Below are 13,557 nucleotides of genomic sequence, written 5' to 3'. Positions count from 1 at the left end.
CGGCCGGATTCGTCTATACGGTGTTAGTCAACCGCTGCGTGCAGCTTGCGGGTTGTACGCGCATTCCATCCCAGCCGCTTCCTTTTGCCTTCTTGCAGGAAGTTGAAGTGAACGAGCGCCAAGGCTTATCGAGCGGGATGGCACACCGCGTCGTGCGACGCGACTCGCGGCGCGCGGTCGTCGCATGGGCACACCGGATCGATGCCGCGTGGATCGCGGGCGCGCTCGTCATGGGCTCGATGCTGCTGGGCGCGGCGGGCAATACGCTGGCCGCTGGCACGTCCGCCGCCGCGGCGCGGCCCGCGAGCGCCGTGGCCCTCGCGCCCGAGTCGTTCGGCTTTCGTCAGGCCGATGAACGCGAACGCGACGCCGAAACGATCAACACGTTGACGTCCGAGGGACGTCTGCTGCTGTCGCGAGACCGCGTCAAACTCCCTGCCTACGACTATTGCAGCATGTCCGTCGCGGCCGCCGAGCGCGGCGACTTCCGCGACAGCGTCGATGCCGCGGCGCGCGCCCTGGTGGTGGCCGGGCAGACCAACAATGCGGATCTGGCGGCCCTGTCCAAACGCGATCTCGCGATCGCCTACAGCTATGCCGGCGACCTCGACAACGCCGAACGCTACGCCCGCGATGCGCTCGCTTCGACGCCGAAGGCGCCCGAGCAGGTCTTTGCTCCGGCCAACAAGGTGCTCGGCGATGTCGCGTTGCGCCGGGGCAAGCCGCAGCAGGCGCTGGCCGCCTACGAAGACGCGCTCACGACCGCCTCGCCGCGTTACAAACCGCTGGTGCTGATGTCGATCATCAACGCGCAGCTCGCCGAGGGCGATACGCCTGGCGCGCGCCAAACCTTCGATGCCGTCGGCGCACCGGCCACCGCTGAACTCGCGCCCGCCTACCGGCGCATCGAAGGCAATCTGCTGCTGGCCGAAGGCAAGCCCGAGGATGCGAAACATGCGTTCGAAGCGCTGTTGAGCCAAAGCGGCAATTCCAGCGACGCCAACTACGACCGCCTGTGGGCCCACGAAGGAATCGGCCGCGCCGACCTCGCGCTCGGCGACAAGCCGCATGCGCGCGAAGCCTACCTGCTGGCCGTCGACGACTCCGAGAAAATCCGCGCGCGGTTTCGCAGCGACGAGTTCAAGACGGCGCTGTTCGGCGACACGCAAACGGTATTCGAAGAGGCCATCGCGCTGACGGTCGAAGCCGGCGACTACGAGAGCGCCTGGAGCCTGTCCGAACGCAGCCGGGCGCGTGCGCTGCTCGACGTCGTGCGCAACCGCGTCGACGCCGGCGTCGACGACCGTCAATTGAACGGGCAGGTGCCGAGTCTTGCCGCGACGCGCGGCGCGCTCCGGCCCAACGAGGCGATCGTCGAATTTCACAGCCTGCCCAACGAGCTGATCGTCTGGGTGGTGCGCAACGATGGCCTGACCGGCCACACCTTGCCGATCGCGCGCGCGGACATGGATGCCGCCGTGACCGACCTGCGCAATGCGATCGTGCGCCGGCGACCGGCCGCGCTGACCTATGGCGACAAGCTCGATGCGTTGCTGATCGCGCCGCTCGGCTTGCGTGCGAACGAGCGGCTCATCATCGTGCCGCACGGCGCGCTGCACTATCTGCCGTTTCAGGCGCTGCACGATGCCGACGGCTTTCTGATCGAACGCCATGCGATCGCGCTCGAACCATCGGCGAGCGTCGCGGTACAACTCGCGCAACGCCAGCAGAAGATCGCGAGCGATCTGGTCGCGTTCGGCAATCCGACCATCACACCTGCCTATGCGCTGCCAGGGGCCGAGGCCGAAGTGCAGGGCATCGCGCCGCTGTTCGCGCGCAACGAGGTGTTTCTGCATAGCGATGCCACGCGCCTGAGCTTTCGCGACAACGCGCCCGCCGGACGCGTGTTGCACGTGGCGACGCACGCCCAGGCCGACACGATCGATCCGTTGCACTCGAGCATCCTGCTCGCGCCCGCGACGCAGCCGGCCGACGGCCCGGACGCGCTGCTGGCCAAAGACATCTACAACCTGAAGCTCAACAACGTCTCGCTCGTCACGCTGTCGGCCTGCGAGACGGGGCTTGGCCGGATCGCGCGCGGCGACGAAATTCTCGGCTTCACGCGGGCGTTCTTCTATGCGGGCGCCACCAGCCTGATCGTGTCGATGTGGCCGGTCGCGGACGAATCGAGCGCGCTGACGATGCGCACTTTCTACGCGCAACTCGCGCAAGGCCATGACGCGATCGACGCGATGCGCACCGCGCAACTGGCGGTTCTGCACACGCCGCGCTTCGCGCATCCGTTCTTCTGGGCGCCATTCGATCTGATGGGTGGCTGGCGTTTGACCATCGCGCGTCAGCAGCAGGGATGAACCAAACAGACCCTAGACCGATGAACAGACTCCGACTGATCGCCGCGGCGGTGTCCTGCAGTAGTGCGCTTGCGTGGGGTCAGACGCTGCCGAACGCGGGCAGCATCCTGAACCAGACGGCGCCGCGCGAGACCCGGCCGGCGCCGCCGGGCGGCACTCAGGCGTTACCCGCCGTGCCGCCGCCGGCGGCGCCCGTGACGGCGCCCGGCCCGACCTTCCTGCTGAAGAGCATCACGTTGAAGGGCAACGACACGATCGCCAGCGACGCGCTGCTTGCGCCCGTTCAGGACAAGCTCGGCAAGCAAACCAGCTTCGCCGGGCTCGAAGCGATTGCCGCGCGCATCACGCAGATTTATCGCGATCACGGCTATCTGCTCGCCCAGGTGGTGATCCCGCCGCAGGACGTCACATCCGGCAACGTCGAAATGAGCGTGCTCGAAGGGCGCGTCGGCCATGTGCGGCTCGACATCGCGGCCGGCACGCCGATCCGCGAAGATCTGTTGCGCGCGCGGGTCGCGCAGATTCCGTTGGGCAAGCCGCTGCAGCAGCACGAACTCGAACGGACCATGCTGCTGCTGTCCGATCTGCCGGGTATTCAGGTTTCCTCGGCAATCGAAGCGGGCGAGGAGCCGGGCACGGTCGATCTGACCGTCAACGTCGCGCCGGCCAAACGCTGGACCTTTGCGCTCGATGTCGACAACTTCGGCGCGGAGTCCAGCGGTACCTGGCGGCTCGGCGCGCTCGCGCGTCTGAACTCGCCGTTCATGATCGGCGACAACCTGGACCTGCGGCTGCTCGCCAGCGAACGCAGCGACACCCTTTACGGGCGCGTCGGCTACGAAGCGCCGATCAATGCGCAAGGTACGCGCGTCGGGGTCGCGGTGTCGCGGCTCAACTATGCGCTCGGCCAGGAATTCGCGTCGCTCGATGCGCAGGGCGAGGCGACCGTGGTGGACTTCACGCTCACGCATCCGCTCGTGCGCACCCGCAATCAGAGCCTGTTGGGGCGCGTCAATCTGGAGTATCGCGACCTGATCGACAACGTCGGCATCGTCGATCAACACAATCCCAGATCGCTGGTGGAGGGCAGTATCGGCCTGAGCTATGAAAGCCGCGACGCGCTGTTCGGCGGCGGCTTCAATAGCGCGGATGTCGAGCTGTTGATCGGCAGTCTGCATTTCCGCAACGCGCAAGCCGAGGCGCTCGACGCCTCGCCGCTCGGGCGCAACACGCAAGGCACCGAAGTGCGCGCCACTTTCTTCGCCAACCGCCTGAACGCGATCACCGAGCGGCTCAGCGTGTTCGCCGGCGTGTCCGGCCAGTGGGCCGGAACCACGCTCGACAGTTCGTCGCGCTTCCTGCTCGGCGGCCCGCACGCGGTGCGCGCTTATTCGCCGTCCGAGGCACTGGTCGACGAGGGGTTCGTCGCCACCCTCGAAGGGCGCTTTGCGATCGATGCGCGGGCGACCGTGTTCACGTTCTTCGACTTCGGTACCGGTTGGTACAACGCCACGCCGCGTCCGGGCCAAGGATCGAACGTGATCACGCGCAGCGGCGCGGGTCTCGGCGCGTTCTGGGCCGCGCCGGGCGGCATTGCGCTACAGGGCACCGTCGCATGGCGCACGACCGGGCCCGATACGACCGGCAACGACAGGCTGCCGCGCTTTTATGTGCAACTGACCAAGACGTTCTAGCAGGCAGCGAAACGCAACGACACGCAACGAAACGAGACGAAACACAACGACAAGCAGCAGCAATCTGTGCCGAGGTGTGCGATGAACAAGCGATGCAATGTGCGACCCGGGCATGTGAGCACGATCGCCGGCGCGGTCGCCGTGTTATTCGCGGCGTCGTATATGCCGCTCGCGCTCGCGAATCCGACCGGCGCACAGGTGGTGGCCGGCACGGTCAGCATCAACTCGCCGGGCGCGGGACAGATGCACATCACGCAGGGCTCGTCCAATGCGATCGTCAACTGGAACACGTTTTCGATCGGTAGCGGCGAAGCGGTCAGGATCTCGCAGCCGTCGGCTTCCGCCGCGCTGCTCAATCGCGTGACGGGCAACGACCCCAGCGTGATCGCCGGACGCCTGCAGGCCAACGGCAAGGTGTTTCTCGTCAATCCGGCGGGGGTGATCTTTGCGCCGGGATCGTCGGTGAACGTGGGGTCGATGATCGCCTCGACACTCAATATCTCCAATGCCGATTTTCTTGCCGGCAACTTCCATTTCGTCGGCGCGTCCGCGGCGGCGCTCAGCAATGCGGGCTCGCTGACGGCGGCTGCGGGCGGCACCATCGCATTGCTCGGCGGCACGGTCAGCAATAGCGGCACGGTCAGCGCAAAGCTGGGCAGCGTCGCGCTGGGCGCGGGCAACGACATCACCGTCGACTTTGCCGGCGACGGTTTGACCACCCTGAAGATCAACCAGGGCGCGGCGCACGCGCTGATCGGCAATACCGGCACGCTGGCCGCCGACGGCGGCACCGTGGTGATGAGCGCACAGACGGCCGACGCGCTGGCGGGCACCGTCATCAACCAGCAAGGCATCGTGCGCGCGCAGAGCCTGAGCGAACACGACGGCCGCATTCTGCTCGACGGCGGCACGAACGGCGTGACACAGGTGAGCGGGACGGTCGACGCCAGCGGCGGCGCGGGGCAAGCCGGCGGCAGGATCGACGTGACCGGCTACGACGTGGCGCTGCTGGCCGGAGCGTACGTCGATGCGAGCGGCGCCGCGGGCGGCGGAACCGTGCACTTCGGTGGCGGCCCGGCGGGTACGGACCCCTCCGTTCGCAATGCCAATGCGATCTGGATGTCGCCGACCGCCAGTCTTCACGCGGATGCGCTCGTCGACGGCAATGGCGGCAACGTCGTGGCTTACAGCGAAACGGCCAGCCGCATTTACGGCACGTTGACCGCGAAGGGCGGGCCGCAGGGCGGTAACGGCGGCTTGATCGAAACGTCCGGCCACACGCTCGACACGACCGGCATGAGCGTCGACGCATCGGCGGCGAAGGGTCAGGGCGGCAGGTGGCTGCTCGATCCGTTCGAGGTCGACATCGTGACGCAGGTGCCGGATGTCACCGCGGCGCCGGTCCCGACGCAGACCGCAGCCGATTCGAACACGATGACGTTCGGGCCGATCACGGGCAGCACGTTCATCCTGAACACCGCGCTTACCGGTCCGCTGAGCCTCGGCACGTCGGTGACAGTACTGACAGGGACCGATCCCAACTTCGGCGCGGGCGATATCGCCGTCGACGCGCCGCTCAACCTCACGACCGGCACGCTTCCCGCCACGCTGAAGCTGAGCGCGACGGGATCGGTGCTGGTCAACAACACCATCACGTCGAGCGCGGGGCCGCTCAGCCTCGTATTCGATGCGAACGTGGGCGGCACGAGTCCGCTCAGTCTGGTCTCGTTCCAGGGCGTCACGGTGAAGACCAACGGCGGCAGCGTGACGTTGGGAAGCGGTGGCGCGAGCCCGGTCCTGATCCAGAACTCGAACATCGACACCGCGGGCGGCGATCTGACGGTCACCGGCACGTTCCCGATCAATGGCGTGGCGATTGGCTATCTGGTCACATCGTCGTCGGGCATTTTCATCGACTCGTCGACCATTTCCACGGAGGGCGGCGTGTTCTCGCTGTCGGGTGTCGCGCTGGGCCCGAACGCCAACGGTGTGGCGATCAACGGCACCAGCTCGCTCTCGACGACGAGCGGCGCGCTTCGCATCACCGGCACGGCTACCGCCGGCGGCGGAGGCAACGACGGCGTGATCGCGCAAGGTGACAATACGATTCAAACCGGCAGCGGCGCGCTCACCATCAGCGGCGCCGGCAGTTCGAATATCGAGGATCAGGGCATTGGCGTGCTTCTATCCGGCACTTCAGCCAGCACGGCGAGCGGGGCACTGAGCGTGAACGGCAGTTCTTCTGGCAGCAGCGCGATGGGCGTGTTCCTGAGCGGCGGCGCCACGGTGGGCGAGGGTCCCGCGCTGCAGCCCGGGCTCAGCAGTTCGGGCGGCGCGATCACGATCAACGGTAGCGTGGCGCAAAGCGCGCAAGGGGGCTTCGGCGTCGAGATTCAGAACACCACGATCTCTAGCACGACCGGCTCGATCGGCGTGACGGGCAATGTCACCGGCACCGCCGCCGGCGGCACCTTCGCGGACGGCGTCTATTTTTATGGCACCACGTTGAGCACCGGCAGCGGCGACATTTCCGCCGCCGGCAGCGTGTCGTCGAACATGAACGTCAGCATCGGCCTCGACATGCATGGGTCGTCGGTCCAGTCGACGAGCGGCAACCTCGAGTTCACCGGACAAAGCGTGGGAGCCGCGGTCAACGGCGACTCGGTGATCGGGCTGATGTTCGAGAACACGCTCTGCGTGGACTGCATCCAGACAGCCCCCGTATCGGTGACGACCGGCACGGGCACGGTGAGCCTGTTCGGCAGCGGCACCGGTCCGTTCGTGCAGGGTGTGCTGATCACCGACGGCACGACGATTACGTCGACCAACGGCGGGGCGATCGATATCCGCGGCGCAGTGAGCGGCCCGGCCGGCAGCAGTCCGAACCTGCAGAACGACTATGGCGTGCTAATCGCCAATGGCGCGATCAGCGCGACCGGGACGCGTACCACCACGATCGGCATTGCCGGTTCGACCACGACGTCCGATCCGGGCGTCGCGATCGGCCTTGCGGTGCCCGAGACCGAGCAGAGCGAGTTTGGGCTGATCAATCCGAGCTCCATCGCCACCGGCGGCGGCGTGACGAGCGCGGTCGCCAATGCCACCGCCGACAACGTGACAATCTCGACGACGAATCCCGCTTCGATCGTGTTGCGCGCATTCAATGACGGCACGGCGAGCAGCCTCGCCATCACGCAGGCGACGCTGTCGTCGCCGGGCGGCGTGCTGTCGATCATGCCGGCGTCGGTGGACCCGTCGAGCTTTTCGATCACCGCTCAGAACGCGACGCCGATCACGCTGCTCGGCACGGGCGGCGGTCTCAGCATCGACGCCCCGACTTTCTCGACCTTCGCGTCGATTCCCAGCATCGTGCTCGGGTCCAGCACGCAAACCGGGCGCATCACAGTGAACGGGCAGTGCGTATCGGCCGGCTCGCCTTGCGTGCCAACGCGTCCGGGCTTCGCGAACAATCTCACGCTGTCCAACCCGGGCGCGGGCAGTCAAGGAATCGCGCTGACCTACGGCATCTCGACTCCGGGCCACACCTTGATGCTGCTGTCGGCGGGTCCCGTCACGGACCCTGGCGGCATCCAGGCCGCCGGGCTGATTCTCGCCGGCCCCGGTACCTTCACGCTGACCGATCCGCAAAACGACGTCGGCGTGCTGGCGATGGCCAACGCGGGGAGCGTCGACTTCTCGAACTCGCATGGCTTCGTGATCGGCCCGCTGACGAGCCAGACGTTCGACTCCGCCGCGAGCCAGTTGAGCCCGATGAGCGTGACGAACTCCACGCTGACCGGCAGCCTCGTCGCGACCGCTACGACCGGCAATATCGGGCTGGGCGCGAGCACGCCGTCCGCGACGGCTCCGAATACGAATCTGAGCGCGCGCGGCTCGATCGATCTGGTGATGGAGAACGGCGTGTTCGTCGATGCGAACTCCGGCACACTTGGCGCCGGCAATGCATGGCGCGTCTGGGCCAGCACCTGGAACGGCGAGACACGCGGCAGCGTGCAGCCGAACACCGCGCAGCCCAATTTCTACGGCTGCCTGTTTGGCTCGGGCTGTAGTTGGGGCGGCACGGTGCCCACCACCGGCAATCATTTCGTCTATGTCGCACGGCCGACGGTCACGGTCACCGCGGACGGCGCGACGCGCTACGTCGGCGCACCGAACCCGGGGTTCACCTACACGACGAGCGGTCTGATCAACGGCGACACTGCCGCGGGCACGTTGAGCGGCTCGGAGACGACCACGGCCACTCTGACTTCACCGGCGGGCGGTTATCCGATCGACCCCAACGTCACGTCCAGCGTGGGCTATATCGTCAACGAAGTGCCGGGCACGCTGACGGTGATTCCGTTTCAGAGCACGATCCCGAATCCGCAGGGCCCGATCCCCAATCCGGTCGCGCAAAGCGGTCTGCAGACGTTTTTCAGCAGCCAGGAGCAGACGTTCGTCTACGAAAACAATCTGCAGGGCACCAACATCTGCATCGGCTCGAACCAGCCGCTCTTCAGCACGACGCCGCCTGGCGAGAAACAGGACATCCTCGCGGTCGAATGGAAGCGGGTGCGTTCGCAGCCGAACCTGAACAGCTGCATGCTGACCAACACCCAGCACGGCTGCGGTGACTTCTAGCGGGAGCCGGGCGAAGCGGGCGGGACGGGTGGCGCGGCGCCTGCGGGCGAATGCAGCGCGCGCAGTTGCGCGATGGCGGCCTCGGCGCTCGCGACGAACCGTTGCGAGAGCCGCCATGCTTCAACGACCTCCTGATGGACGGGCTGCTCCATGCCGAGGTGAATCCGGAAGAATCGTTCAGCGTGGATGGCCGGGTGGTAATGCTGGCGCACCCGCTTCGCGTCGATCAGCCGCCGGTTGCCGAACAGCTTGCTCAATGCCCACGAAAACGCGCCGTCTTCTCCGCCGACGCGACGAAAGAACGCGTCGAGCGGAAACCCGCCCAGCGCGCGATACACCGCCCGCCGGATCACGAGACTGCTTGGCACGGTGTTGCTGAGGATTGCGGCATATTTATCGAAATCGGGATGCTCGACGATCGCGCGCGGAAAGCCCGCATAATCGACATCGAGCCGCACCGATGCCTCGCCCGGATAACGCTGCAGATAGCCACTCGCCGCGGCCAGCGCGCCGGGCAGATATTCGTCGTCGGCGTCGATGAATCCGAGCAGATCCTCGGTCGCGTGCATCGCGGCCCAATTGCGCGCGGCGGCGACGCCGCCGTTCACGTACATGCGCAGTACTTCCACGCGCGCGTCGAGGCGGCCGTAATGTTGCGCGACTTCGATCGAAGCATCGGTCGAGCCATCGTCGACGACGATGATTTGTGCCGCCTCCGGCTGGATCAGGCAGCTTTCCAGTGCGCGGCCAAGCGTTGCCGCCATCTGCAGACAGGGAATGATGATCGAGATCGGCATGATGCGAGCCCCGTTCCGATGCTGATCCGCCGCGTTACGCCTGTGCCGGGCCGGGCATCAATTGCGTCGCCTGGGCGTCGTCGCCGATCCACACCGCGAACGCCGTGAAGTTGTCGTGATTCGTGCTGGCGCTCGCGCGCACCTGTTGCGCGAGCGCGTCGAGCCAGGCGCCGGGTGTCGCCGCATGGGCCAGCGCGTCGGCGATGCCGGCGTCATCGGCGTACTCCCACAGGCCGTCCGTGCAGATCAGGAAAGCGTCGCCGTCATGCAGCGGGAAAGTACCGTCGACGCCCGCAATGGAGAGTGCGTCGCGCGTGCCCAGCGCCGCATACAGCACGTTGCGGCGCGGATGATGACGCATCTCCTCCTCGGCGAGCAGCCGCGCGTCGACCATCTGCTGAACCATGCTGTGGTCGCGCGTGCGCGCGCAGATCTCGCCATGGCGGAAACAGTAGAGGCGGGTGTCGCCGCAATGGGCCCACGCGGCCGTCGCGCATTCGCGGTCGATGGCGAGCACCACGGCCGTCGAGCGCATGTCTTTTTCATTGCCTTTGCCGCGCAACTGTTCTTCGACGATGTTCTCATTGGCATGCGTGAGCGCGCTGATCAGCCGGTCGCCCGTCGGCGGCAATTCGGCAACGGTCAGGTAGCGCAAATCCGCCAGCACCGAAGCGACGACGAGGCGCGAGGCGGTGTCGCCGCCGCCGTGTCCGCCGGCGCCGTCGGCGACGACGCAATAGTAGAGCCGTTCGCTCGACCAGTCGCCGAACGAATCTTCGTTGCGCGGGCGGTCGCCCCGGTCGGTCAGGCTTGCGGTGGCAAGTTGCACCGTTGACCTCTCGTATGCTCGCGGTCTGTCGAGCTCATTCCTGCGCGTGCGACTGCGCGGACAGAATGCCCAGAACCAGCAGGATGACGATGCGATTGCCCGGCGATATGTCGATGCCGAGGTTGTGCTCGATCCATCGGCCGATTTGCGTGCGGGCGAAGTCGGCGGGTATCGAGCCTTTTTTCAGCGTGACGCCAAGCTTGCGCGCCCGGTAGTGATACGACGCGATGCCGTAACGCGCGGCCACCTGCGACAGACCGCCTTTCTCGTTCGACAGCCAGCCGAGACTGCCGGCGAGCAGCATGCGCTCGGCATCGTCGAGCGAAGCGATGAAATGCGACGCGGATTCGCGTACCTCGGCTTCGTGCAGACCGTATTGCAACAGGACCGAGCCGATCGGATCGGGATGAAAAGCCGTTTGCCGGTCGATTTCGAGCATCACGTCGCCTTCGTCGAGCGACACGTTGCGCTGATGGCTCGCGCTGCGCAGACAGTCGATCAGATAGCGGCGGAAATAGGCGCACACGGCATGGCTGGTCGAAGGCGCGCTGTGCAGTGGGAAAGTGGGCAATGCCGTCGGCGCGGTATCGAGGCGGAACACCTTGAGATAGAGGAACTGCGAGATCAGTTCTTCCTTGTCCTCGCCCAGCGCCTGCAATTCCGATGGATGGTAGCCGGTCAGCGCGCGGCGCACGATCGTATAGATCGACGCCATTTCGTCGTGGCTCAGGCAGGTGCGGCGTTGCCACAGGTCGGGCAGTGCGCTTTCTCCAGCGTGGTCGGCAATTGCAGCGCTTTGGATATCTGCCACTTTTCACCCCGAGGTGGTGAGCCCCGCTTCTTAAGGGCGGAGCCCGGCTGCTGACACTACCCATTTCGCCGCGTGTGTGGTGCGCCGGTTTTCTGTCCCCAATGAATCCGGCACTCGCTTTGCCGCCATATCGGGCAGATTGCGTATGCCAAACGCTTGCAATACCGGCAATTCCGCCGTGCAACCGGCGCGTGATTGGAAAACAGACTTAGTCTATTGGCACGTTTTATTTATTACAAGGTAAAACTTAATATGTTATTCACCACTTTGGCGACGGGTTCTATCGCTACCAGGACTAACCCTGAACGCAACGTAAGCGCTTACCGGCAATCCAGGAAGGTCAAATTTTTTAAAAAATCCGGGCACCTGATTCGTTTACCCAGATGTCGGGCGATCCCGCCAATCGACCGTCCTGAAAGGGCGTGCTGATGAGGTCGTAAGACGACTGTCCGAGCTTGCGATTGTAATGGTGCCAGAACGAAAAGGTTAAAACGTCTTAAGTGTTTATGGAGTTTAATGGTATTACATATACTGTTTCGCTTAATAAACCAAATCCGTTTCTATTGCTATCCGGCTTTGATTTTCCGGGCTGCGTGCTATTCTCATATCGGATTGCCGCCGAGAAAGGACAACGCTCGCTAAAAACATCGCAATAGCTGGCGAAGGCAATCTAATCAGAGTTAACACGTATTTCCGGGAACGCTGATTCCCGGCGGGCAAGGGCAACCCGTACCGGTCACTTACGGTGCGTCGAGACTACTCATCCGAGACCGATACCAGACATGGCCACGCTTCTCGCGGGCGAAATGCTTGCCGACATATCAGCTGCCAGTCCATGCGGGGACGACCTCGAGTACGACCCTGACTTCCTTGCGCTCGAGCAGGTTGTCCACGGCAAGCCGGAGGTGCAGTTCGGCGAGACCATGGTCGCCGCCACGCCGCCTGACTGGAAAGTGGCCGAAGCGCTGTCGCTCGATCTGCTCGCAAAAGGCCGCGACTTGCGCGTCGCGGTACACCTGGCGCGCGCGCTACTCAATCGCCGTCGTTTCGCCGGCTTCGCCGAGGGCCTCGCACTCGTCGAAGGCTTGCTCGAACAGCGCTGGGACCATGTCTATCCACAGCTCGATCCCGACGACGACAACGATCCGACCGCCCGCGTCAACGCGCTCGCCGCCCTCGTCGAACCGTCCGGCATGCTGGTGGACGTGCGCGACGCACCGCTCGCGTCGTCGCGCGCGCACGGTGGCGTCAGCTTGCGCGACATCGAATATGCGACCGGCGAAGTGCCGCTGCCCAAGGGCGTCGAGGCGGCGTCGCTGAGCTCGATCGACGCGGTGATCGCCGACGCCCACCAGGACGCCGCCGAAGCGCACACGGCCTTGCTCGCGGCCACGCATAGCGCGATGCGCATCGAGACGGTATTGACCGAGCGTGTCGGCGCGGCGCGCTCCATCGATCTGTCGCCGCTATCGAGGCTGCTGCGCCGTGCAGCCGACTTTCTCGGCGAACGTCTCGACGTCCCGGGCGGAGCGCCGCAAGCATCGCCGAACGGCGACGTGACCCCGGGCGAAAGCGCCGGCGCGGCGCCGGCACCGGTGCCGCTGTCCGGCGACATCACGGACCGTCAGGACGTGATCCGCATGATCGACAAGATCTGCGCGTACTACGAGCGTCACGAACCCTCCAGCCCGTTGCCGCTGCTGCTGCGGCGCGCGCGCCGGCTGGTCGACAGGAACTTCATGGAAATTCTGCAGGACCTCGCGCCCGAAGGCGTGCGCCAGGCCAGGCAGGCCGGCGGTATCGAAAACGAGTAAGCAGTCAGGCGGGGATGGGCTTTTTCGCTTCTAGCAACGCCAGTCATGCGGCACGCTGCTCGCGGCCGTGCGGCGTCAACCAGGGGAATGGTCGTGGCCAAGGAAAGCAGCCAGAAATTCATCGCGCGCAATCGAGCGCCGCGAGTTCAGATCGAATATGACGTCGAAGTCTACGGGTCGGAGAAAAAGGTCAATCTGCCCTTCGTCATGGGCGTGCTGGCCGATCTCTCCGGTCAGCCGGCGGACCCGCTCGCGCCGGTGGCGGATCGAAAGTTTCTCGAGATCGACGTCGACAACTTCGACGAGCGTCTGAAGTCGATGAAACCGCGCGTCGCCGTGCAGGTGCCGAACATGCTGACCGGTCAGGGCAACCTCGCGGTCGACATGACCTTCGAGAGCATGGACGACTTTTCGCCCGCGGCGGTCGCGCGCAAGGTGGACGCGTTGTCGAAGCTGCTGGAGGCGCGCGGCCAGTTGCAAAACCTGCTGACCTATATGGACGGCAAGACCGGCGCCGAGGAGCTGATCGCGAAACTGCTCAACGATCCTGCGTTGCTGCAGTCGTTGGCGTCCGCACCGAAGCCGCAGCAATGAGCGTG

The 13,557-nt window shown here is 65.5% G+C and carries 8 protein-coding genes; 5 read left to right on the top strand and 3 right to left on the bottom strand.

Annotated features, from left to right (window positions below; translation table 11 throughout):
* The first annotated feature begins 107 nt into the window (after positions 1–107).
* The 3 genes from F6X39_RS08590 (at position 108) to F6X39_RS08580 (ending at position 8,707) form a co-directional block, all read left to right on the top strand.
* Positions 108–2,372 (top strand): CHAT domain-containing protein, encoded by a 2,265-nt coding sequence (locus F6X39_RS08590; protein WP_316251669.1) that lies wholly within the window; start codon positions 108–110, stop codon positions 2,370–2,372.
* 20 nt (positions 2,373–2,392) lie between these two features.
* Positions 2,393–4,066 (top strand): ShlB/FhaC/HecB family hemolysin secretion/activation protein, encoded by a 1,674-nt coding sequence (locus tag F6X39_RS08585; protein ID WP_187616315.1) that lies wholly within the window; start codon positions 2,393–2,395, stop codon positions 4,064–4,066.
* A gap of 81 nt (positions 4,067–4,147) precedes the next feature.
* Positions 4,148–8,707, top strand: a complete 4,560-nt coding sequence (locus F6X39_RS08580; RefSeq protein ID WP_187616314.1) for a beta strand repeat-containing protein — start codon at positions 4,148–4,150, stop codon at positions 8,705–8,707.
* Here the strand turns inward: F6X39_RS08580 and F6X39_RS08575 are convergent.
* Genes F6X39_RS08575 through F6X39_RS08565 form a run of 3 tightly spaced genes read right to left on the bottom strand, consistent with a single transcriptional unit; the run spans position 8,704 to position 11,144 of the window.
* Complete coding sequence (locus F6X39_RS08575; RefSeq protein WP_222945156.1) at positions 8,704–9,504, bottom strand: glycosyltransferase family 2 protein; 801 nt, start codon at positions 9,502–9,504, stop codon at positions 8,704–8,706. The genes F6X39_RS08580 and F6X39_RS08575 overlap by 4 nt on opposite strands.
* 34 nt (positions 9,505–9,538) lie before the next feature.
* Positions 9,539–10,333, bottom strand: coding sequence for a PP2C family protein-serine/threonine phosphatase (locus F6X39_RS08570; RefSeq protein WP_187616313.1), 795 nt, complete (start codon positions 10,331–10,333; stop codon positions 9,539–9,541).
* Between the two features lie 34 nt (positions 10,334–10,367).
* Positions 10,368–11,144 carry a hypothetical protein gene (locus tag F6X39_RS08565; RefSeq protein ID WP_184054677.1) on the bottom strand — a complete coding sequence of 259 codons (777 nt, stop codon included), beginning with the start codon at positions 11,142–11,144 and terminating at the stop codon, positions 10,368–10,370.
* A 782-nt stretch (positions 11,145–11,926) separates the two neighbouring features.
* On the opposite strand from F6X39_RS08565, the gene tssA reads away from it, so the two are divergent.
* Positions 11,927–12,958 carry a type VI secretion system protein TssA gene (tssA, locus tag F6X39_RS08560; protein ID WP_187616312.1) on the top strand — a complete coding sequence of 344 codons (1,032 nt, stop codon included), beginning with the start codon at positions 11,927–11,929 and terminating at the stop codon, positions 12,956–12,958.
* A 93-nt stretch (positions 12,959–13,051) separates the two neighbouring features.
* A complete protein-coding gene (gene tssB, locus F6X39_RS08555) occupies positions 13,052–13,552 on the top strand; it encodes a type VI secretion system contractile sheath small subunit (RefSeq protein WP_184031811.1) in 501 nt (166 codons plus the stop codon).
* Positions 13,553–13,557 lie beyond the last annotated feature (5 nt).

Origin of the sequence: Paraburkholderia sp. UCT2 (assembly GCF_014397665.1) — a bacterium.
In the GTDB taxonomy this organism is placed as follows: Bacteria; Pseudomonadota; Gammaproteobacteria; order Burkholderiales; family Burkholderiaceae; genus Paraburkholderia; species Paraburkholderia tuberum.
Note: the sequence above shows the minus strand (reverse complement) of the source record. Positions and strands in the feature narration are given on the sequence as shown.

Coding starts and splice junctions, on each gene's coding strand:
- F6X39_RS08585 (WP_187616315.1), top strand. CDS start 2,393: ATGAACAGACTCCGACTGATCGCCGCGGCGGTGTCCTGCAGTAGTGCG.
- F6X39_RS08580 (WP_187616314.1), top strand. CDS start 4,148: ATGAACAAGCGATGCAATGTGCGACCCGGGCATGTGAGCACGATCGCC.
- F6X39_RS08575 (WP_222945156.1), bottom strand. CDS start 9,504: ATGCCGATCTCGATCATCATTCCCTGTCTGCAGATGGCGGCAACGCTT.
- tssA (WP_187616312.1), top strand. CDS start 11,927: ATGGCCACGCTTCTCGCGGGCGAAATGCTTGCCGACATATCAGCTGCC.